The organism is Candidatus Uabimicrobium helgolandensis (genome assembly GCF_041508025.1).
GTDB classification, from domain to species: Bacteria; Planctomycetota; Uabimicrobiia; order Uabimicrobiales; family Uabimicrobiaceae; genus Uabimicrobium; species Uabimicrobium helgolandensis.
This window is the reverse complement of record NZ_CP165719.1, coordinates 1,527,975-1,551,062: the sequence shown is the minus strand read 5'-3', so window position 1 is coordinate 1,551,062 and position 23,088 is coordinate 1,527,975. Positions and strand designations below refer to the sequence as shown.

Below are 23,088 nucleotides of genomic sequence, written 5' to 3'. Positions count from 1 at the left end.
TGCCTATTTTTTTTGTAGTTTTTCAATAAGTTTTTGGATTTTTTGTTTCTTTTGTTCATCAATTATCAATAATCGCGCATCTCTTAAATATTGTATTGCTTGTAAATTAATACCTAATTTATTAAGAACTAGCCCGTGTAAATACAAATAGTCACCATTTTGCCCTTGTTGTTTTATGAGATTTTGGGTAATAAGCCCACATTCTTTCCACTGTTTCATCTCATAGTATATTTTTGCCAAGGTATAACGATACGCTGCGATATTGGAGCTGCGAACTGCAAGAAAAGCATAGCTCAAAGCTTCTCCTAGCTTCTTTCCTTGTCGTAATTTCATCTTCGCTAACCTGTGAGCCGTTGTTGCACTTTTTTGTGGAAAACGTTCTATTGTTTCGCGATAAATAGCATCTGCTTTATTCAGTTTCCCCATTTCTTCGTACATACTTCCACGTAAATTCGCAATTAAAACTGGCTGCGCACCCATTTTTTGTGCAATCTTAAGTTGATTAATAGTGTTTGACCATTTTTTCATCGTAGTAAATGCACGTGCTTTACCAATGTATGATATTGGGTTTTTCGGATTTTTGTCGATGGCTTTATTATATTCTGCTAAGGCTTCTTTGTATTTGCCTTTTTCATAAAACAATTCACCTAAAATATAGTGCGAGTAAGCTGTATTTGGAAATAATTTTGTTAAGTTTTGATAAGCCTGCAGTGCCAACTTATCATTTCCTTTGAGTCTATGCATATCTCCTAATAGACTTGACGCAAAAGCTAGATTTTTGTCACTCGTTTTACGTTGCAAAACATATTCACACAGTTCTACCATTTCAATGTACAATCCTCTATTAAAATATACTTTTGCAGCGACTAAACGCAAAGGTATACTTTTGGGAAATTTATCGATATACTCAATAGCAATTTCTAATGCCTCATCAAAAGCACGATATAATAATAAAAGCTCTCCTAGCATTTCAGCAACAGCTAAATTGTTACCTATTTTCTTTTTTAATTTGTAGTGGTGATCAATCGCCTTCTTTTTACTCTTGCGAATGAAGTAATATCTAACAAGAGCAAGATCTGCGTCTATAGAGTAACGACTTTCCGCTAAATCATTTAGTGCTTTTTCAGCAATGTCAAATTGCTCTAAACGCAAATAAACTTCAGCTAATTTTAAAATTGAGCGCGTGTAAAAAATTGGATTTTTTTTAGCGATATTTAATTCTTTTTCTGCTCGCGCAAGATTGTTTTCCTCTATGAAAAACATCGCTTTTAGATAGTGGACAAGAGCAAGGTTAGTTTTAGGATACAAGCGATCTATGATTTTTTTAGCTTGTTTTTTATCTTTCGATACAAAAAACACTGCGGCAAGCAAAGCATCGCACTCGTTTTCATCAACCCCAAGAATTCGTAGCTTTTTAATTTTATCATATATTTGATCAACAATCGATGTTGACCATACACCTAAATAACAAATACGTAGCTGAGCCTCAACCATTTGCGGTTCTAGTTGTGTCGCCATCAAATACTGTTGGAAGATTTGTGTTGGGTCTATTTGACGTATGCTGTTTTGTTCAAGTAGTTCATAAACATTCCCAAGTAGATAGAGCGCTTTTGCTGAACGTAATTTTAAACTAAGAGCTTGTAATAACCTCTTCTCAGCTTCAATGTATTTTTTCTTACTTATGAAGTTTTCGGCCTCAAAAATTAGATCTAAATGTCTTGCCTCTTTTACATTTGTTGTTTGTTGAGTATCTTTGTAAATCTGATAAATGCGAAAGGATCCAAAAATACAAGCACCCGCTACTATATAAAAACCAGCAACAACAAGAAAGCGCCAGAAAAATATCTTGGGCTTAGCACTTTGCGCTTTGCACCCGTAATATTTATTATCTTGTTTTGTAAGATCAACCAAAGGACATACACCATTGACCATTTGTGGAGATCCATAAAATTTTGTTGCGCGACAATAATAGACAACAACATCTTCGCCATATTCATCGGGTCTTGTACCAAAATGTTGACAGTTCCTCTTAAAGATAAAAGCAAAAATACTTAGTTTAGTAATATTAATCCATAACATATGAAAAAAGAGTAACATCATATCTACCGGAAAGCGTAAAACAATAGGAGTATAATACTCCATTTTTTCAAAAAAACTACGCTCAATTACGTTTGCCAAATTTTGATTGTTTTTGTCTATTTCCGCTTGAGGCAGCTTGCACCACCGATAAGTAGCAGTAAAAAATAAATATATGGTGGCTGTATAAAGAATCATCGAGCCGTAAGAATGCCAAGCGTTAACAATTGTTTGTGAGGCAAAAAAATGTCCGAGTAAAATTAAAACAAAAATGCGTACCACATTCATAAAATACATGAGCGTGAACCCCACTACGCAAACCACTAAAACGCGAATTTTGTATATTTCGCGGAAAACAGGTAAAAATATTGCAAAAAAAGCAACAATAAAAGTAGTTATCCCCTCCATTCCAGAACATTTATCTGCTATGTATACAAAAAAATCAGTGGTCCCAATAATAGGATTATGGCCTTCAAAACGGGCAACAGTATTATTAAAGCAGAGTTCGAGAAACAATACATTTATCTTAGCAACACTGTATGAAAGTAAAACCCACAATTGCTTATTGAATATTGTTGATAACGCCAGTCCAAAAGCTAAAGCAGAAAAACGTCGAATATGTAAATAAGGAGAAAGCCAAAAATTAAGCAATAGAAGAGGACATAGCAATACTCCATAAACTTCGTTGGCTAAAATTCCAATAGGAAAAGCAAGTAGGTATAAAACCGTTGCATACTTAATTTTGAAAAAAGCGCATACTAAAGTAAAATGGCAAAGTAAACCGACAGCCAAAATTTCAATGCGATATACAACAGTTAAGTATCGCACATTTGTCTTAAAATAACTTGCCAGTTGGATTAATATGTGGTCTTTAGGCCATTCTTGTTGAAAGTTTACATTTTTAAGATATTGCAAAAGTAAAACGAAGCCTACAAAAAACGCTATATGTGCCGCAATAAAAACCAAATTAACTTTTTTGCGAACAATGATATTTTCATCTCGAAAGAAAAGAATGGCAAATAACGCTACCGAAAAAGTAATAAAGATAAATCCATCTCGAATGATTGGCTTAATTTCTAACAGTGAAATAAAAATTTCAGGTAAAATTTGTAACTCTAGATATAACGCCAAACATAGCAAAGCAAATAAATTGGCCTTTTTTTCGACTGATAAATCCATAATATTTCCTATATTCCTAAACTGTTTTTATTCGCCAACCAACACTCTATTTCTCGAAGAGTCATATAAGTGAGAAATTTACCACTATATAGAATAATGGCTAAGCATATCAAACAGTGCACTAAAAAAAGAGATTCGGCAAAAATCATTAAAAATGCAAATATAAAGCTGATACATGTCGAATAAGTTAAAAAGATAACAATTGTATATGTTAAAGCTGTTGCGGTGCTGCGATATTTTGCCGAGCAGTAGAGAGCTATTCTCACTAACATAAAGGAAGATAGCCCATAACATATTCCGACTACAACACCAACTATACAGAGGTACACCCCAATAAGTATTAACAGAAAAATAATACCAGAGATAATATAAACTCTAACATACAATTCTAGAGGTTTTATCGCAAGCCATAAAGCTCGGCGTTTATTATCGAGAATCATAATAGAAGTTACACGAGTTAATCGTAGAAGCTCTATTTCCTGTCCATCAACAGCAAAAGAAGAAGAGGCATAAACTGTTAATGCACATAGCGCACAAACACCAACAATAATTAAACCAAGGCAATTAAGAAATGGAATCCAAGCCACGATTGTAAGAACCGAAATAAAACGGCAAAAAGCGTAGGTAACTTGAAAAATCTGTCGCTGCTCTTCTCTATTGAGTAAAACATTATTTCGCGAGAAATGTTTTGTAAAACGATAGCGTTTGAGAAGCCATTTAACTATTTTTTCTATGCGCTTGCTTTTTTGTTGAGAAAATACCTGGAAACTCCGTCCCGCTAATAATAAAAAAAATAAGGACATAGCAATACAAACGAAAAAAAATGTGTAATATTCTGTGATGTAAACATTGTTTAGCAAACCATCTATTTGATATGCTGGGGCTATAGGAATATCCCATACCAAAGCCAATGTCTCTATTAGGCCAACTGCCAATGCTGTAGCAAAGAGCGAATTCATCGTTGAAAAATTAGTTCTACAGGTAATACATATAATTGCGGCACAAATAACAGAACAAAAACTAAATAATATTAAATATATAGCGAAAATTTGCGGTGCTGCGACACCACCAAGGTGAGTACACATAAGAAAAACAGGTAATGTCGCGCCACCGTGAATTGCAATGAGAGCTAAAAATGAGGTATATTTGTACCAAATTAGAGAGGAAGAAGAGATTTTAGAAATGACTAATAGAGGAAGAACTCCTTGTTGCTTATCATCATTAATTAACTTACTTGCAAAAACAGGAACAAACAAAATAACAAATGTATAAAGAGCAAGAGAAACATAGTGAAAAACATCCAAACCAATGCGCGACGCTTCTCCTGATGTTAAATTTGCTTCGGAAATAAGAAGAATAAAAGTGAAACTAATACATCCAATTAAAAATAAGCGTCGAAGCAAATAAGCTCCTCGATTGGAACATCGATACAAGTAATGGGAAATAAAAGAAAAAGTGTTCACTTCGCATCTCCTTCTAGAGACAGGCCTAATCTAAATGTCAACACGCCTACTTTTTATTATTTATTGGTAGAGAAAAATTAGTAAAAATAGGATAATGATCAGAACCATAATTGTTCATTGTTGTACGCTTGTAAACCTTACCTCCTGGCGATAACAACAAATGATCTATTGGAATCCATAACAAAAAACTCATTGAAGGCCAACTACTTTGATTACCAAAACCTTGACGACTATCTTTCAAGCCTGTGGCATTAATAAAATCACTAAAATAAGGAGACCAAGGGGTCATATTTAGATCACCAACTACAACTAAAGGATTTTTCACTACGCCTATATATTTTGCAAGTGCTTGTAGTTGCTCATTTCGCGATGCAGAATAATCTGCCGTTCTTGGAGGAAGCGGATGAGTGGCAATGATCGTAAACTCTTGATTTTGCTGATTGATTTTAACAACAATGCTTGGTGTACTCGATCTAGAAAAATACTCTATTTTAGAATAAGAGAATGAATGGCGACTTAGAAATAAAATTCCAAAACTATCGCCTCGCGACACTCCCTGGCGATGAGGGTAAAGCTCATGAAGCTCTTGGCAAGCCTTTTCCCATTCAAAAGTGACTTCTTGTAGACATACAAAGTCTGCCTTGGTATTTTTTATAAAATCAATTACTTCATCATAATTATTATTACTGCGTAAAACATTGAAATGTAACATTGTCATTTGATCAGTTTGCTGACTTTGTGGTTCTTCTTGAGGAAGAAAAATAGAGCATACTATAAAAATTTGCCACAATAAGACAACAGAAAACCAAAGGAGCAATTTCCATTTTCGGTATACAGCATGAGCTATGCAGAAGAAGAGTGCTACTATTGTATACTGTACCGCAAAATGGGAAGCCAACTCAAACATCCAAAAAAAGCGAGCAAAAAATTGCAAACACCATCCTGCGATAAATAAAGATCCAAACACTTTAACCACGTTAAGAAACTGAAATTTGGGCTTCAATACATTTCCTCCTACAAAAAAACGGTTCCAAAAAATAATTAGATCGCAAAATATAAATAAGATCATCTAATTTTTTGGAACCGCTCAGAGTCACGAACGGGTCGCGAACTTACAAAGTCAAAATTTAGAACGTGTCACCACATCCCTATTTTCTACAACAAACGAAATACTTTACGTAACATCCACTCTAACGTGTAAAGAGACAAGAGTAGCATTAATAACCACATAACCCAGTCATTTTTATCAAGAATGGACTGCGAGCGTACTTGAATAGGAATAGTTTCTTTTATTGGTTCTAAACTGCGTAAATGTTTCTCTAAATCATAAATTTTGAGATGTTTACCATTTGTTTTTTCTGAAAGTTTTTTCAAATCAGTATCGTTTAGCTCTGATTTGCCTGATTCTGCAAGAGGTGCTTCTACATTAAAAAGCACACTAATTTCTTTGTCTTCAGGTGTTTTAAACCAAATTTTATAATTCCCTACTTCAGATACAACAAGGCTACCTTGAAATGCACCTGATTCGCTTGGATTTTTCTTTAGCTTTTTTTCCTTGCGTCCGCTACCAGGAGCAGAATAATAAACGAGCCACTCATCTTCATCAATTTCTTCGCGTTTTTGGTTGTCTACTATTTTTAGAGTAATGTTCACCATATCACCAACTACATATTGAGAATTGTCAACACGTAAGTAGTATTGACGTCCTTTGCTAAGAAGAATTCCTTTTGAAATATGGCGAATAACTTGTCCCCAGAAACGGTAGAAATAACGATCTCCATGAATATAACGCCAACGCCAACTAGAATCTATAGCAGCAAAAAAAGTTTTTCCGCGTCCATAATACTGAGTGGTGAAAAGTTTGGAACGAGTTTCTCGATTAACAGCAAGAACTGTAGCTCCTGGCTTTACCTTATCTACAGGATAATACCAATAGTAAGGAGGTAATCCCATTCGTTGATTTTCCCATAATTGAACATTGTTTTCACTATCGCTCAAAAGTCGCATAATTGAGTGCGTTTTTCCTTCAGCAGTGAGGCTAATTCCATAAGGAGTAGAGAAAGGTGGAGATAATTCATTTGTAGAGTTTACCACAATAGGTAATAACGGAGCCAAATCACTTCCCCAATATTCTGTAGGGTTATGTCTTTCTCCACTAATAAAAACAAGCCCACCCCCTTGATCTTTAACATAATCAATAAGCAATTTTTGTCTATCTAAATTTAAATCATCAGGTGACACATCACCAATAATAATACAATGGTAATCTGCTATTTCTTCTTCAGAGGGAAAACCTGAAATAGAAGGTGCATCAGCACTTTTATCATGAGGAAAACGCGAGTCTGCTGAAAATAAATATGTGTTTGCTGTAATCGTTCGATCACGTATTAAAGCATTACGCAAGTAACGATATTCCCAACGTGGAGGTCCCTCAAGGTATAAAACCCGCAATTTTTCTTCAATAATACGAATATTATGTTGGCGTAAATTATTGTCAACGTTTGCTTCGTAAGATTGTTCTAAAATTTGAACTGTAATATTATAGTCCCCAGGACTTTGGAATGTATGTGGAATAGTAATGCGTTGTCTGGTTTCTTCTGGCCCCAAAGTTATTGATTTTTCTTCGAGAACTATTTCTCCCCATTTTAAATAAATAGGAATAGTTTCACCTTCGTAACCTACATGCTTTACTTCAACCTCAAAAGGAACATTATCGTCTTTGAGTGCAATTTCAGGAGCCTCAACAGCAGTGAGTACGATATCTTTTTTCTTTAAAGTACTACCAATACCAATAGTAAAAACAGGGACTTCTTTTTTATATGCGAATTCTGCTATTTCTTGCCAACTTTTATGCCCAGTGTTATGCTGACCATCTGTAAAGACAAAGACAGCGGTTATTGTTCTACCCTGCATAGAGTCAATTGCTTTGGCAATATGCCCATAGATATCGGTTTTTTTTCCTTCCGCGTCTATTGTTTTCCAATCAGGAGGGAGCGATAACTTTGATAAAGCAGTATCAAATTTAAAAAAATGAACATTGCATTCTTCTTTTAGCTCTTTCAAACGTTTTGAACCGTTTACAATGTCTTGGACAATTTCAATACGAGTTGCTTTGCTTATTTCTTTTGAAGAGCCAACTTGCGAAATTGCAGTGACTATTTTTTGTTGTTCTTCTTCACTTGGGTACCTGTCTTTGGTGTTCATCGAAACAGATGAGTCTAACAAAAACAGTAGATTAGATTTCTTTACTTCTTCACGTTTTTCTTCCCAAACTGGTTCACACAATATAACTAGTAACAACAGTAGTACGGAAAGACGTAGTAATCCTAAGAAACCTCTGGCAAGTAAAGATTGACACCCTACTTCCCTCTTATAGCAAATGTATATCCACAATAACATTACTGCTACAATTGTGGCTATTCCCCATTCGGGAATCTCCGTATTAAATTTGAAAGTGTGGGTAACTTGTTCATTATTCGCAACAAAGAAGCCAAACATAATTTCCCGTTCTAAATAAAATTTTCATAATAAATGTGTAGGGCGTGTCCCTATTTTCCATAATTTAGCACTTTTAAACTAAGGCCTGTCATCAATTAAATACTTGCTGACTGTGACCCTTGCCGTAATCGTAGCGGTAACCATAATCGATTCTAAAGCACATTTTTTTTGACTATATTTTAAAATAATTATAAATTAAGGCTACCTCATACTATTTTCGAAATCGATCAAGGTCACATAAGAATTTTTATTAATTGATGTCCTAGTTTTGTTACTTTTTTTCGCATAGCAATACTATTTAATTTCAAAATGCCAAAATCCAAATAGGAACACTCTCTAGTTACTTGTCATATCGTCCAAACCACATTGCCATAAACGTTTCCATTAAAGACAGTAGTAATATCAGCAAAAGAATTGGCTTCCAATATTCGGAATCACTTAATGGCCCCATCAAACTATTTTTTTCTTTTACATTTGTTTTGAAGGATATCTTTATCCCATCCAACATCGCAAGTATTTCATTTTGAGATAGTCTATGAATATTTCCTTCTTCTGGATTTACATTTACTGCAAATAGTTCAGTAGTTTCTAATATTTCTTGTTCTTTCATAACCTGCTCTGGAATATTAAACTTTAAATGATACACTCCTGACTTCAGGGTATCAGTATATTCCACTTTGTACGGAGGCCCTCCTTTGTCTGAAGCATAAATTCCTTTTTTAATAGGAGATTTTTGCGGAGCCGTTACCTCGGCATCTTCTCCAATATAATACGGAAATTTTTTAACAATAGGAGTACCAACAAATATATTATTTTCATCAACAGGAGGGCTTACTAAGTATTGAATAAATTCATGGATCATAATTAGAAAAACGTAACCAAATCGATCTGAATGCAAATTATTCCACTGTTTATCAGCTGTTGTTGTCGACAGAATAATTTTTCCACGGCCATAGATTCTTTCTATAAGAGCTGGATATTTCTGAGGATGGTCAAACGCTGCAATTACACTGACATTTTCATCGTCAGGATCAATTTTTACAGGAAAGAATTTATAAGTAAAGTAATTGCGAAAATCTTCTAAAAGATCCTTGTTATTTACAAAATACTTCAGTACTTTATGATCTTTTTTTACTTCATCTAATTTGAAAGTAGTTTTATCTTCTTTATCAGATGCTTTACCGATAGGATTACCATCAAGTTTACCCGGTAAAATCCCCAAACCATCACCGTAAAATTCAGTGTTGTAATACTCAACAGGGACTTTGTCTCCCAACCAAATAAAGAGCCCACCACCCTTGCGAACAAATTCCTGTAGTTCTTCGAAACGTCTTTCATCGTCAAAAGTTTGAAGATTTGCCAAAATAATGACATCATAGTCTTTAAACTTTGTGTTAGATGAGAGATTACCAATACCAACAGCTTTAGCTTGAATAATATTGTCATCTGTTTGGCCAATAGCTGCCATCAAATGATCAGTTTCACTTTCAAAAGCCTCCTCTTTGCCGTCTCCATCAATTACGAGAACTCTAATACTTTTAACTACTTTAACGATCAAATGTTTCTCATTATCTGCAATTAAATTGTCACCCGTTAGGTCTACAGTAATGCTATGGCTTCCCATTCTAGCGAAATTATAAAAAAATGGAATGCGTTGTTGTTCCCCTGCTGAAATAGATATATATTCGGTACCTTGTTTTCCTGTTTTTTCTTTAGTAATCGGTTTTTCACCACTGCGAACAAAAAAGTTCACAGCAATTCCTTCAGCATTTTTGCTACTATTATTACGTATTGTAGCAACAAAACGCGTGAGTCCACCAACACCTATAACACCATCAGTTTCAATTGATTGTACAGTCAAATTTGCAGGATCAGATGTTATCCCAACATCAACCATTGTTAGTTGAGTTCGATCACCTATTTTTTCCAACACTTCAAGAAAACCATGATTTTTACAAGCCTCTGTCCAAGGTTTTCTTTGTAAATCAGTAAGAATAAAAACTTTTTTGTTTTTGTATTTTGTATATTCAGGGCTTTCAATTAATTTGAGAAGTACATTAGTCGAATTAATGACATCCGTGCCCATTTCCGATGGCTTTATACTCTCCATTTGCTGAATAATAGTACCCTTTTCAGCAGGAGAAACCTCGTGAAATGCGTCAATAACTTTTGGTTGTTCGTTTAAAGTCGTGAGAGTAACTGAATCTCCTGATTTTGCATTTTTTATTATTTTGCGAATATGATCTTTAGCTCTTTCAAAAGGAGATGTATTACCATCACGCACGCTCATACTAAACGAATTATCTAGCAGTACAATGTAATGATCAGTTAGTCTAGTAAAACCTTTGCTCAAGAAACTTTCGTTTGCTGTTGGACGGGCAAACATCAGCACTAGTAGAATAATAATTAGTATTCTAATTAAGAGTAAAAGTAAGTTTTCTACTAGCAAAGAGCGCTTGTTTTTCTTGTAAGCAGCTAGTAAGAATTTCATTGCGGCCCATTGTATTTTCTTGTAACGCTTACGAAAAATAAGATGAATGATGATTGGTATCATTCCCGCGGCAGCAAAGTATAAAACGTTCGCATGTATAAAGTGCAAATTCATCAAGCATTCCTCAATTTTTAGGATAAAATTTCTACGTAGCCCTATCTTCTCCCTGAGCGGTTTGCTAAGTATGCGGAGAGAGCGACCCCTAAGTTCTGGTCCGTAGTTATCTGTTGATAATCAATTCTGTTGGCAACACACCCACTTTTAAGATTTGAAATAAATTTGTTTATTTCTTCCAAGTAAGCATTTCTAATTGCCCGAGGATTGATCACCACTTTGCTATTTATATCTTCCAAGCCTTCAAATTGGGTCAGTTTTTGTAGAGGGAAGTTTAATTCATCAGGATCAAGAACATGCATAATTACGACGTCGTGTTTGCGGTGCCGCAAATGTCTTAGGCCAGCAAGAACGTTGTCAGCCTCATCCATAAAATCAGAAATAATAATAACAAGTCCTCTTTTCTTGAGGCGTTCGCCAACATATTTTAACACTTCTGAAATGTCCGTCTTTTCATTTGTAGAAGTTTCGGCCATTGTTTTGACTATATCTCCTAAATATGCTGGGTTCGACGAAGATGGAAGTACTTTTTGAATCTTATTATCAAAAGTACACAACCCAACCATATCTTGTTGCTGAAAAACGAGATATGCAATACTCGCTGCAATATGGCAAGCATAGTCGTATTTGGACATGCAACCTTCACTTGCATACTGCATAGAAGAACTTGTATCTAGAAGTAAATATGCTGTTAGGCTCGTTTCTTCTTCGTACTCTTTAATATAGTAGCGATTAGAACGTCCGTATACCTTCCAGTCAATATAACGAATATCATCTCCGGGAACATATTCGCGGTGCTGAGCGAATTCTACAGAAAAACCATGGAAAGGACTTTTGTGTAACCCCGATATATAACCTTCGACAATAAGACGCGCTTTTAACTCCAGGCCATTAATTTTGTTTAAAACTTTAGGATTTAAGTACTTCAGATAATCTTCCATCTTCGGCAGCCTTATCAGGGATAATTTCAATTAGTTTATCAATTACTTTGTCTGGGGTAATGCCTTCTGCAGATGCGGTGTAATTGGTAATAATGCGGTGGCGCAACACTGGATGCGCTACCGCTCGTATGTCTTCGGTAGACACGTAATTACGACCATGTAATATTGCACGTGCTTTTGCACCAATAATTAGGTACTGACTCGCACGTGGACCAGCTCCCCACGAAAGCCAATTTTTAATAAAATCTGGCGCTTCTGGTGTTGTTACTCTTGTCATGCGCGCAAAACTCATAGCGTACTGTATTTGGTGATCTCCAATAGGTACACGGCGAACGATTTTTTGCAATTGTACTATATCCTCTTTAGAAACTACCTGAGAAATATCCGTATCAACATCAGTTGTTGTCAATTTCATGATTTGTAGTTCTTCTTCTTCTGTAGGATAATCAACAAGAGTGTTGAACATGAAGCGGTCAAGCTGTGCTTCTGGCAAAGGATATGTTCCTTCTTGCTCGATTGGGTTTTGTGTTGCGAGTACAAAGAAAGGTTGCGGTAAAGTATGCTTTTTGCCCCCTGCAGTGACTTGATGCTCTTGCATCGCTTCTAATAGCGCCGCTTGAGTTTTTGGAGGTGTACGATTGATCTCATCTGCAAGTACAACATTCGCAAAGATAGGGCCTTGTAAAAATTTAAACTGCCGTTGTCCTGTAAGCTTATCTTCTTGAATAACCTCGGTTCCGGTAATGTCGGAAGGCATTAAGTCAGGAGTAAACTGAATACGCATAAAAGAAAGAGATAATGCTTGAGCTAAAGTGGATATAAGTTTTGTTTTAGCTAAACCTGGTACCCCAACAAGTAAGCAGTGGCCTCGTGAAAAGATAGAGATGAGAACTTCATCAATAACTCTCTCTTGACCAACAATTACCTTGCCTATTTCTTGTTTAAGTAGATTGTGAGCCTTTTTTAATTTGGCAATCACTTCTTGATCTTTTTCTTCCGTATTTTGTGAATCCGTTGTGTTTTCCATGGTTTCTCTTTCTACTGATACGTTTGTCATTGCACTTGCAATATCTTTATTTTCTAGAGATACTGTCTGCGGATTTTTAACAGAATTGTCTACATTTTCAGTATCTTGGGTTACCACTTTCTCTATTTCTGAAGCTGTGTCTGACTCAGATTCTTCCTCTACTTGTGGTTCAGATTCTTTTACCTCTGAAATTGTCTCTTGCTCAGGTTCTTTTTTTGCTTGTGCTTCAGGTTCTTTTACTTCTGAAGTTGTCTCTTGCTCAGGTTCTTCTACTTCTGAAGTTGTCTCTTGCTCAGATTCTTTTACTTCTGAAGTTGTCTCTTGCTCGGGTTCTTTTACTTCTGAAGTTGTCTCTTGCTCGGGTTCTTTTACTTCTGAAGTTGTCTCTTGCTCAGGTTCTTTTGCTTTTGAAGCTGCCTCGACTTCAGGTTCCTTTACTTCTGAAGTTGTCTCTGATTCAGACTCTTTTGCTTCTGAAGTTACCTCTGGCTCAGATTCTTTTACTTCTGAAGTTGTCTCTGGCTCAGACTCTTTTGCTTCTGAAGCTGCCTCGACTTCAGGCTCCTTCACTTCTGAAGTTGTCTCTGATTCAGACTCTTTTACTTCTGAAGTTGCCTCTGGCTCAGATTCTTTTTTTACTTTGGTTAGTGCAGAATCCTGTTTATCCTGAATCGTCACGTTCGTCGAGGATGCCTCATTTTCACTGTCGACAGTCTGTCCCAGTTTTTCTGTATGTTCTATATCACTCGACTCACTAATTTTTGGTGTTTCTTTCTCTACCGGCTTATCATTTTTTTCTGATTGACTTTGGTTTTCAAGAGCATTTTCATCTTGAGACATCGATAATTTCTTTCTATTCAAAATAAAAGCGTACCTACTCACGCAAAAAAATTATATTATTTCTTCCTGACAAAACAAAATAAGATTGTTTGTTGTACTCAAAACTATTGATCGTATGATTTCTTAAACCTCTGCGGCTAAACAAATATTTAATATCTCTACTATAGTTTAAGTTTGTAGAACGACCATCTGACTTTCGCAAAGCATATAAAAATTGTCCATTTGTGGGAAAATAGATATAGTTTTTACTTAAACTACCAATTCCTGATATAGCTCCCAAAACATTTTTTTCCCACAAAATTTCTCGAGAATTATTTTCTTGTAGAGCAACTATTTGTGTTTTATAACTTGTTGTTCCTGCAATATAAACCGTGGCATTGTCATCTACACCTAAAACACGGTCAAAAACGGTGTTTTGTGTATTATCGGGGAAGATTCGTTCAAGAGCCCCAGAAAAACAATCATAAATATACAACTTATCTGAATCTGTAGGAGTTACATACAGTTTACCGTTTTTTACAATAGGAGGTACGTTTTCCCACATAACCTTACGCGGAATTGCATTGCTACGTAGTTGATATTTTTGTTTTTTGTGGTTGTGATATTGATTCAACCAATGAACATGACCATCAATAACATCAATAGCAGCAACCGCTCCTAGATTAGTACAGCAATAAATTTTTCCATAAGCACACACTAAACCAGAACTAGCAGTTATTTTATTTTGCGTACTCGAGTACTCTTTTTCTATTTTAGAGCCCACGAATTGGCGCCATAACATTTTGCCTTTTCTGTTGTAACGCTTCTTAGGATCCTTTATTTCTCGATCACCTGATATATCAAAAGCATAGATCTCCGTACTTGTTTCTCCTGTGAATCGCGTTGCACTCGCAAAAACTTTATTCCCTAAAACTATTGGAGAGAAATTGAAATGAAGGTCTTGTTTAACGCTTTCATCAGGCCATTGCCACAAGAGCTGTCCTGTTTCTGCATCCCGCGCGTATATTTTAGAAAAAATCGTATTATTTTTAGCCCCTGCCGCAAAGTAGTACAAACACCCATTATTATATGTAACAGTTGTGTACCCAGGGTCATTTTTAAAATTGCGAGTATTTAGTGGAATATCATTTGCTTCCCACTTAGATTTCATATTCATGCTTTTTTGAGGAAGTATATCATTTAAACGGACACAAATCAATTTATTTGGCCTCCGCAAATACATCTGATTATTTGCAAAAACGGGTAGCGAAATTTTACTTTGTATTCTTTTGTAACGATAAGAAACAGTATTTTTTCGCGTAATTCTACTAAAATCAAAATCTTTCGTTATTTGATTATTTGCATTGTTTCCTCTAAAGCTAGACCACCCACTTGTCTTCTGATGTGAAAATCGTTTAGGAATCTCTGTTATAAATTTCCCTACAGATATTTGTTCTCCAGCAATTGTGATTGTTTTATTACTTCTACGATATTTTTTGTGTAAGTGTTTGTAAATATGAATATCTTTGTTTAAATAAGCAGCAATTGCTACTTTTACAACAGTAAGTCCACGTTGGTATTTCGGATGAAATTCTAAATGAGTTATCCATACATTTAGAGCTTCATCAATTCGGCCGCAAGCAAAATATAGATCGCCTAGCTGCACTAGCATATCTTGGTAGTGCAACTGTAGCGGATCTTTAGCCAAAAATTCTTCTACAATTTGAGGTTGATACTTTTTCCAAGACAACTCTAATGCTCTATTTCTATTTTTTGCAAAAGACACAAAGTGTTGTCTTATCTCAGGGGACACTTGTTTGAGAAGTTTATGTAGGTATGGGCGCATTCCAATATTAAGTCCCCGTGCTATATTTGCATATTGGATTTTCCATAGTTCTGCAGCTGGTGTTTTATAGCCTCTACTTAAAATTTCAAGTTGTTGAGGAGTAAGCATCAAATCAAAATTTTCGAATATTTCTCGAATATATATATTAGGCTTTGGTTTTGTACTTCCTTTTTGAAAAGAAAAATACTTTCCTTTGTACTTACGAATAATACTTTCGAGTTTTTTTAATTCGTTGATATTGCTACTACGGTACTTAGTAACAATTCCAGAACTTATTTTTAAAATTTTACTATACTCTGTGGCAGCGTACTCAGCTTCACTACTCATCTGTTTTGAGATAGCATCATCCACGCGTTCTTCTAGTTCTTTATCTTTTTCAACATATATAGCACGTTTTTTTGCTTGTTGTGCAGATACACTTAGAACGCAAAACATTAAAATCAAAATGATAGAAGAATTTTTCATAGTTCGCCTCTTTATTTAATACCTCTTGCTTTTTTGGTTTCGTATAGCAAGGTTGATATATCCTCTGCTTTACTCGAAAACTTAAACTGGGTCTTTTCTTCTATATCTTGATACATCCTTTGTGCAGATAACAAAAGTTTTTCTGCTTTTTCTAAATCAGCTTTGATTTTCTTTTCCATCAATGGCCGAGCTTCGTTTATCTTTTTATCTGCCAAAGCTATTTTAGCTTCGACTTCTTTAAAAGTTTGAAACCAGTTTTTCCAACTAACAAGACTAGCTTCCACAGGCTTTTGTCTATGGCAACCTCTCGTCTTTTTACGATATTCAAGCAAAGCATTATGCATACGTACTTTAGCATCTTCATCGCTAAATTTATTAAAACTAGCAAAAAAGATTTTTAAATTTTGATCTTCAGGAGAATTTTTTAGATAACGCTCAATAATTGCAAATAATTTTTCGCGTTTTGTTAGAGTTAACGCAAGTTCTTCTTCTCTTGTTAATATTTTCTTTGTTCTCTTTGGAGGAATAGATGTTTTCATAATCATCGACATCAACATTTTATTATCATTGCTAGACATTTTAAATGGAGACGTTTCTGTATAGCGAAACAACAACTCAGAATAAGATTCTTTTATTTTTGTATCTTTTCGATGACGATGTAGTACTTTGAAAATTTGTTCGACAGCTTCTTGAATTTTTTGATCTTTTAAAATATACAAATAGTACTTTTCAAAAAGTTTTGATGTAATAAGCAATAATGACTTACTCTTGCTATCCGTCAGTGAATTTTCAAATATTTTTACAGGGATTTCCGAATCTCCAATGTTAATCAAAGCATCAGCCGCACTGCTTGCAACAAGTTGTGACTTACTGCGTAACAAGCCAAACAAACGGTCAATGTACTCGTCATCACCAAATACTCCCAAGGTTCGAGCTGCTGCTGCTTTCTCTTCACTATTGCTACTCTTCAGGGCCTTGCGTACCGAACCTCTGAAATAGTTAATATAGTTGTCTCCAGAAGGTTTCGTACATTTACCTATCACACCAATAATATCGATGAGACGCGCACGCTCTACAGCACTTTCACTTTCTATAAGTCGATTTTCTACCAGTTCAACTAAACTATTTGCATAAGGATTTAATATCTGATTTTGGCGATGAATTTCCAATGTTTTGATAGTTTTTTCAATAACAGAATGATTTTTGTCAATACCAAGTTCAATAATTCCCTTTGCGGCTTTTTCTTCTTCGTAGTTTGCAAGCGCCTCAATAATATATTTTTTTGTATCAGGATTGAGGTTTTTCTTTTCCGTTTCCGCTAGAAGAGTATCGAGAGCTTCTACTGTTTTTGTTTTCCCTAAAGCACTTATCACGTATTTCTGCTGTTTTTCTGAAGCTTTTTTCAAATCTTCTTTCAAAGCGCTTACTGCTAAATCGCCCATATACCCCGTAGCAGTTGCAGCAAGACTTCCCAAACGTTCATTTTCACTGAGTAGTGCAAGGCTTAAAATTTGCATATTATCTGAGCTACTGAAAAAGCGTACTAAAGCAAGCGTGCCTATTTTTTCATTTTCTTTCATTGTCGGATATTGTTTTATTAGTTCCGGTAAACAACGCTCACCTTCTCGTAAAATCGGTACAAGAACAGGATCATTGCGCGGGTCAAAATTATCCAAATCACTTGGTATATCGAAGTTTTTTAGGTCTCCTACTAAACGAATAGGAGCTTGCATGCTATACCAATAACTAAAACCAACACCTCCACCAATGATGAGTATTAAAGCAAGTAGCGGAATAAAAGATCTTTCTTTTACACTTCGATAAACACGCCCTTTTGTTTTTTTCTCTGATTTTTTAATACCTAGTTTAGGAAATTTAATTTTTTTAGGTTGCTTTGGTGGTTTAGGTTGCCTAACTTGCGGAGCTCTTTCTACTTTTTTAGCTCTAGTTGTAGGCTTTGTTTTCCTTGGAACACTTTTTTCCGTTCGCGTTTTGGTACGAGGCTTTCCAGCAACAGGTTTTTTTGCTGTAGTTTTTGACACCGGTCTTGCTGTAGTTTTTGACACCGGTCTTGCTGTAGTTTTTGATACCGGTCTTGCTGTTTTTCCAGATTTTACGCGTGGTTTTGCGGTTCCTGAAGTCCGGCTCGATGTTCGCGGTGCACCTGAACTTCTTTTCTTTTTTATTTTATCACGATCTAAAGACACGACTAACTCCTCAAAACATTGGAGATAAAATGGTAATAAGTATCGGCTAATGATATCATGCGAATAGGGAACTTGTCAAGAGTGATAACACTTGTGTTTATAGTTTTTACAGAGATTTGTCGTTGTAAGTCAATTTTTCATATTAAGGATTTTTATGAGTAAAAAAATAAGTTGGATTTCTAATATTGCCATAGGAATTACTTGGATCTACCAAGGACTAATTCCCAAAATAATTTTCACTCATCCCCAAGAAGTTGCTATGGTAGAACATAATGGGTACTTTACAACCGAACAATCTATAAATATTGTAGTCTTTGCTGGTGTACTAGAATGCTTTTTTGGGTTGTTGTTTATCATAACTCAAAAGTATAACTTTCTACACTTTCTTAACATCTTGGCACTAAGTGTTCTTTTGGTTTCGGCTTTTTTGATAGAGAATAGTTTGTTTATTTTTCCCTTTAACCCTCCTACTTTAAGTATTACAATGGTCGCCTTATCACTTATTTCATTAGAGTGCAATAAAATGGAGAGATGTAATGAAAAAAGCAGTTTATGAAATTATACACCACGGAGCGGTGGACGGTGTTACTGGTTCATGTCACGAATTGAAAATCAATAATAAAGAAGGCATTCTTATTGATTGCGGACTGTTTCAAGGAGCTGAAAAATCTAGTGATGGTGCTGACGCTAATCAGTTGGAAATTGAATTTGAAATTAGCCATATAAAGGCCTTAGTAGTGACCCACTGCCACATAGATCATGTCGGACGTATACCATACTTACTAGGTGCAGGGTTCGATGGATCAATTATTTGTACAATGCCTACAGCAAAGCTTTTACCTCTTATACTAAAAGATGCTCTACACATTGGGGTAACGAAAAATAAGCGTCTGATTGAACGTTTTATTGATCTTATCGAAGAACGTATTGTAGCCGTTGAATATGGAAAATGGCATAACATAGAGTTACCTACTCAAAATGCGGAACTAAAAATAAAATTTTCTCCAGCGGGCCATGTTATCGGTTCTGCTTATGTGGAATGTGAAATAAAAGAAAATAACAAAGTCGATCAAGTTCTCTTTTCTGGAGATTTAGGAGCAACACATACACCTATTCTAATTTCGCCTAACGCACCAGAGGGAACAGACGTATTGATTTTAGAAAGTACTTACGGCGACAAAAACCATAATGGCCGCAAGGAAAGACGAAAAGTACTAAAATCAATCGTAGAACACTGTTTTAAAGACCGAGGAGTTATTATTATTCCAGCATTTAGTATTGGACGTACCCAAGAATTACTTTACGAGTTTGAGCAAATCATTCATGAATTTGGAGAAACTAAGGCCCACGACAAAGGGAAATGGGAAGACGTTGAAGTTGTTATTGATTCTCCTTTAGCCAATAATTTTACAGAGGTATACAAATCTCTCAAAGATTTTTGGGACTACGAAGCACAAGACGTGGTTAAAAAAGGTCGTCATCCTCTAGCATTCGACCAAATGACAACAATCGGCGACCATAAAGAACATCTTTCGACGGTTGAATACTTGTCTAAAACAGCAAGACCAACGATTGTGATTGCCGCAAGTGGTATGTGTACAGGTGGACGTGTTGTCAATTATCTAAAAAGTATGCTTGGCGATTCTCGCACTGACGTGGTGTTTGTAGGTTATCAATCTGTAGGAACTCCAGGACGAGATATCCAAAAATACGGACCACGTGGAGGGTATGTGGATATAGACGGTAAACGTTTTGATATTAAAGCCCAAATACACACCTTGCGCGGTTATTCTGCACACGCCGATCAAGAAGGACTACTTGATTTTGTACGCAAAATGAAAAAGAAACCTCAAGAAATAAGACTTGTTCACGGAGATGATCGTATAAAAAGGATATTTCAGGACGTTTTACAAAAAGAATTCCCTGACATAAATGTTCTTATTCCTTAATATTGTAACGATATACAGAAATCAAAAATCGCAACTTTAATGCTCTATCCAAAACAAATGTTCTTATTCTTGTTTTCGCGGACACCTCTAAACAAAGATGAGGGTGTCCGCGACAATCGATATAATAACTAAAACAAACGTTTTATTCTTCTTTTCGCGGACATCCATAAATAAAAATAAAAGTTGTCCCTACTTCTATTTGGAATAGGAAATGAACAAAAAACAAGTGCATTCAAATATTATATTTATTGTTGGTCTTACGGGAGTAGGTAAGAGTTCTACCATCGAGGCTCTACTAAAAAAAACCCTGGTTTCTTATTATTGCCTAATCGTCGTACACTAACAGATCAAATTATTATTCCTTCCTATTATTGCTGACGACTCTTGCTTTACTCTCGAAAATCTACAACGAGAATTACAGTGCAACACATTCGATATTTTAAACATCAAAACAGCACGTACGGGTTTTTCTTATTCACAAAAAATGTTACAGCAAGCAGTTTTACATAACAAAGGTGTTATGTTTGGTTCTCAAGCTAGCTGCGGACTTGGAACTATCTTTGGTGCTATTATGGCTAGCCAAGAAGGAGTTACTCACCCTTGTGAACTTAAAACTAAAACATGATATACTCAAAAAACCTATACATTTTGAAAACGGCTATTTAAATATTGAAACATTGCAAAATTATTCTTTAGAACTATAACAAAGAGGTATTTCCTTTTCAAGCAGTATGTGCAGCTCTTTCAAGGCTTCTTGTGCTTTAAATCTAACCTCTTTTGTTAAGGAAAGTTCTATAAACTCGTCTTCATCAACTACAATTTTTCGACCATTTGGAAAAGCGATAATGTCCAGCGCTAAATCATAGTAATACAAATGGCTATCTTTTATAACTATAGGCTTTGTTATATTGCAGTACCACCCACGTATATCATTGCTTTCACCATCATAAATCTCAAATATATTATACCATTTCTCAAAATAAAATGCCTCGATGCATTTATCACCATTTTTAAGTTGTAAACCGAAAATATCATAGTCCTTATGACTTACAAAGCTAGCCTGGACTATCATTCGCTGCTTATTGCTATGTATGCACTGTGCTTGGTACCTAAAAACATCATTTCCTTGATGATCACACTTGTGAATGGTAAGTGAATTGTCCATATCTTATCTTTTCCGCGATAATTTTTGAATTATAGATTTTAATGACGATTTTAAACTTGGTTGTAGCTTAATGGCTTTTTGAAAATCTTTAAGTGCTAAAGAATTATTGTTTAAAGAATAATATACTAAGCCTCGATTGTAGTAAGCGTTACTATATTCAGTATTTAGTTGAATTGCTTTCGAAAAGTCATAAATTGCACTCTTTCTTTTTTTCATTTCTCTGTAACAAACTCCTCTATCATTGTAGTATTCTTCCTTACCAGGATCATATTTGATAGCCAAGTTAAAATCACTTATTGCTTTTTTGCGTTTAGAACTTTTTTGGTAAATTTTTCCTCTAGTATGATAAAAATTTGCATTTTCCGGAGATAATTCAATAGAACGATTTAAAAACCCAATTGCACCATGGTATCCATATACATAAAAGTTAGAAGCGCCTAAACCCATAAGAGCTTGTGCATTATTTTTTTCAAAATCTAAAACTGCCCTAAACGAATGAATTGCGTTATTATATTGCTTTTCACAATAATAAATCTGTCCTAAAATGGCATGTAGCTTTGCACTTTCAGGACTTAAATCAATCGCCTTTTTAAAATCACTTATACCTTGTTCTATTTTATTTATAGACACAAATACTTGTCCGCGAAGATAAAAGAGATCGCTATCTTCATTCGTAAGATTCAAAGCTTTATTTAAGTACTGCAAGGCTCGTTGTTGTTTCTGTATAGCGATACAAATGTTCGCTTGTTTTTTATATAAATTGACATTTTTATTATTGCGTTTGAGAAGAAAGTCATAAACTTTCATTGCTGCAATATATTCTTTTTGTATATATAGCATTTCAGCTTTTTTTTCTATTTTTTCAATTGGATCACTTTGAAAACTCGCTAGAAAAACACCAATAAATACTACAATAAATACAGAAACAACAATAAATTTTTGCTTTTTTTGATCTTGCGATTTCCTGCGATAAACTCTCGTGGTGTTTTTCCTTTTCGCGGTCACTCTTTTTGTTTTATGTCTAGAAATTTGTTGTAATTTTTGAGTAAGTTGGCGCGTGGTAATACGTTTTTTTACTTCAATATGTAAAGCTTGTTCTAAAATAAGTGAAATACTGTTATAGAGTGGGTGTGGAATTTTTACTACATCGACAAGAGGGGGAAGCCCAATGTTAGTGATTTTGTCCATAATTTGAACAGGAGTGTTTGCATCATAAGGAGATTGAGGTAACCACAAAAAGAACTGATAAAGCATAGCTCCCAAAGCAAATGCATCTGTTTTTTTACTTACTCCAGTAGAAAACTGTTCAGGACTCATATACGGAAATGTCCCTATTACGCTACCTTGTTGAGTGAGCATTGTTCCTTTTTCTTCCACATCCTTTGCAATACCAAGATCTAATATTTTGGGCTGATTATTTTTCGGCAAAATAATATTTGCGGGCTTTATATCGCGATGTATAATTCCTTGCTCGTTTAAACAAGCGATTGCATCACAAATTTGAATGGCTATCTGCAATTGTAAATTTACATCTATCTCATCAGCTTTCTTTTGTAGAATTTGTTCAAGAGAACGACCATCTACATATTCAAGAATTATATAATGAGTATTTTGAAATTCGAAAAAATCAAGTCCTTTGACAATATTAGGATGTGTTATTTGTTGTGAAAAATGAAATTCTCTCTGTAAGCGTTTTAATCTTTTTTGGGCATTTACAGATGGTAAGATTAAGGTTTCTTTAATGGCGACTAAACTATTTGTATGAGTGTCTAAACCAAGATACACTGTTCCCATACCACCTTGACCAAGTTGGTTTTGTAATTTGTATCGATGGTTTATCAACATAAA

General features: G+C 35.1%; 13 protein-coding genes. 2 read left to right on the top strand and 11 right to left on the bottom strand.

From position 1 onward, the window contains the following. Positions 1-3: 3 nt before the first annotated feature. The 9 genes from UABHE_RS05620 to UABHE_RS05580 all read right to left on the bottom strand — a co-directional run bounded on the left by UABHE_RS05620 (position 4) and on the right by UABHE_RS05580 (position 18,126). On the bottom strand, positions 4-3,255 hold the full coding sequence (locus UABHE_RS05620; RefSeq protein WP_372369273.1) for a tetratricopeptide repeat protein: 3,252 nt from the start codon (positions 3,253-3,255) through the stop codon (positions 4-6). An 8-nt stretch (positions 3,256-3,263) separates the two neighbouring features. After that, positions 3,264-4,718, bottom strand: a complete 1,455-nt coding sequence (locus UABHE_RS05615; protein ID WP_372369272.1) for a hypothetical protein — start codon at positions 4,716-4,718, stop codon at positions 3,264-3,266. Positions 4,719-4,764: 46 nt separating this feature from the next. Then, the gene (locus UABHE_RS05610; protein WP_372369271.1) at positions 4,765-5,721 is read right to left on the bottom strand and encodes an endonuclease/exonuclease/phosphatase family protein; all 957 of its coding nucleotides are present in this window, start codon (positions 5,719-5,721) and stop codon (positions 4,765-4,767) included. Between the two features lie 152 nt (positions 5,722-5,873). Continuing rightward, positions 5,874-8,216 (bottom strand): hypothetical protein, encoded by a 2,343-nt coding sequence (locus tag UABHE_RS05605; RefSeq protein ID WP_372369270.1) that lies wholly within the window; start codon positions 8,214-8,216, stop codon positions 5,874-5,876. Positions 8,217-8,556: 340 nt separating this feature from the next. Further along, positions 8,557-10,821, bottom strand: coding sequence for a BatA domain-containing protein (locus UABHE_RS05600; protein ID WP_372369269.1), 2,265 nt, complete (start codon positions 10,819-10,821; stop codon positions 8,557-8,559). A 41-nt stretch (positions 10,822-10,862) separates the two neighbouring features. Continuing rightward, entirely contained in the window at positions 10,863-11,762 is a 900-nt protein-coding gene (locus UABHE_RS05595) for a DUF58 domain-containing protein (protein WP_372369268.1), read from the bottom strand. Beyond that, complete coding sequence (locus tag UABHE_RS05590) at positions 11,731-12,789, bottom strand: AAA family ATPase (protein WP_372371572.1); 1,059 nt, start codon at positions 12,787-12,789, stop codon at positions 11,731-11,733. Before UABHE_RS05590 ends, UABHE_RS05595 begins: the two co-directional genes overlap by 32 nt. A gap of 874 nt (positions 12,790-13,663) precedes the next feature. After that, a complete protein-coding gene (locus UABHE_RS05585) occupies positions 13,664-15,919 on the bottom strand; it encodes a PQQ-binding-like beta-propeller repeat protein (protein ID WP_372369267.1) in 2,256 nt (751 codons plus the stop codon). A gap of 11 nt (positions 15,920-15,930) precedes the next feature. Beyond that, positions 15,931-18,126, bottom strand: a complete 2,196-nt coding sequence (locus UABHE_RS05580) for a HEAT repeat domain-containing protein (protein WP_372369266.1) — start codon at positions 18,124-18,126, stop codon at positions 15,931-15,933. A 154-nt stretch (positions 18,127-18,280) separates the two neighbouring features. On the opposite strand from UABHE_RS05580, the gene UABHE_RS05575 reads away from it, so the two are divergent. Next, positions 18,281-18,682, top strand: a complete 402-nt coding sequence (locus UABHE_RS05575; protein WP_372369265.1) for a DoxX-like family protein — start codon at positions 18,281-18,283, stop codon at positions 18,680-18,682. Continuing rightward, positions 18,663-20,075, top strand: coding sequence for an MBL fold metallo-hydrolase RNA specificity domain-containing protein (locus tag UABHE_RS05570; protein WP_372369263.1), 1,413 nt, complete (start codon positions 18,663-18,665; stop codon positions 20,073-20,075). The genes UABHE_RS05575 and UABHE_RS05570 overlap by 20 nt, the downstream gene beginning before the upstream one ends. A 685-nt stretch (positions 20,076-20,760) precedes the next feature. On the opposite strand, the gene UABHE_RS05565 is transcribed toward UABHE_RS05570, so the two are convergent. Beyond that, complete coding sequence (locus UABHE_RS05565; RefSeq protein WP_372369262.1) at positions 20,761-21,240, bottom strand: DUF402 domain-containing protein; 480 nt, start codon at positions 21,238-21,240, stop codon at positions 20,761-20,763. A gap of 3 nt (positions 21,241-21,243) precedes the next feature. Further along, positions 21,244-23,085, bottom strand: a complete 1,842-nt coding sequence (locus UABHE_RS05560; protein ID WP_372369261.1) for a protein kinase — start codon at positions 23,083-23,085, stop codon at positions 21,244-21,246. Between the last annotated feature and the right edge of the window lie 3 nt (positions 23,086-23,088).

What these genes read in the sequence shown, in the direction of transcription:
- UABHE_RS05620 (WP_372369273.1), bottom strand. Translation starts at nt 3,255, where the DNA reads ATGGATTTATCAGTCGAAAAAAAGGCCAATTTATTTGCTTTGCTATGT.
- UABHE_RS05605 (WP_372369270.1), bottom strand. Translation starts at nt 8,216, where the DNA reads ATGTTTGGCTTCTTTGTTGCGAATAATGAACAAGTTACCCACACTTTC.
- UABHE_RS05600 (WP_372369269.1), bottom strand. Translation starts at nt 10,821, where the DNA reads ATGAATTTGCACTTTATACATGCGAACGTTTTATACTTTGCTGCCGCG.
- UABHE_RS05595 (WP_372369268.1), bottom strand. Translation starts at nt 11,762, where the DNA reads ATGGAAGATTATCTGAAGTACTTAAATCCTAAAGTTTTAAACAAAATT.
- UABHE_RS05590 (WP_372371572.1), bottom strand. Translation starts at nt 12,789, where the DNA reads ATGGAAAACACAACGGATTCACAAAATACGGAAGAAAAAGATCAAGAA.
- UABHE_RS05585 (WP_372369267.1), bottom strand. Translation starts at nt 15,919, where the DNA reads ATGAAAAATTCTTCTATCATTTTGATTTTAATGTTTTGCGTTCTAAGT.
- UABHE_RS05575 (WP_372369265.1), top strand. Translation starts at nt 18,281, where the DNA reads ATGAGTAAAAAAATAAGTTGGATTTCTAATATTGCCATAGGAATTACT.
- UABHE_RS05570 (WP_372369263.1), top strand. Translation starts at nt 18,663, where the DNA reads ATGAAAAAAGCAGTTTATGAAATTATACACCACGGAGCGGTGGACGGT.
- UABHE_RS05565 (WP_372369262.1), bottom strand. Translation starts at nt 21,240, where the DNA reads ATGGACAATTCACTTACCATTCACAAGTGTGATCATCAAGGAAATGAT.
- UABHE_RS05560 (WP_372369261.1), bottom strand. Translation starts at nt 23,085, where the DNA reads ATGTTGATAAACCATCGATACAAATTACAAAACCAACTTGGTCAAGGT.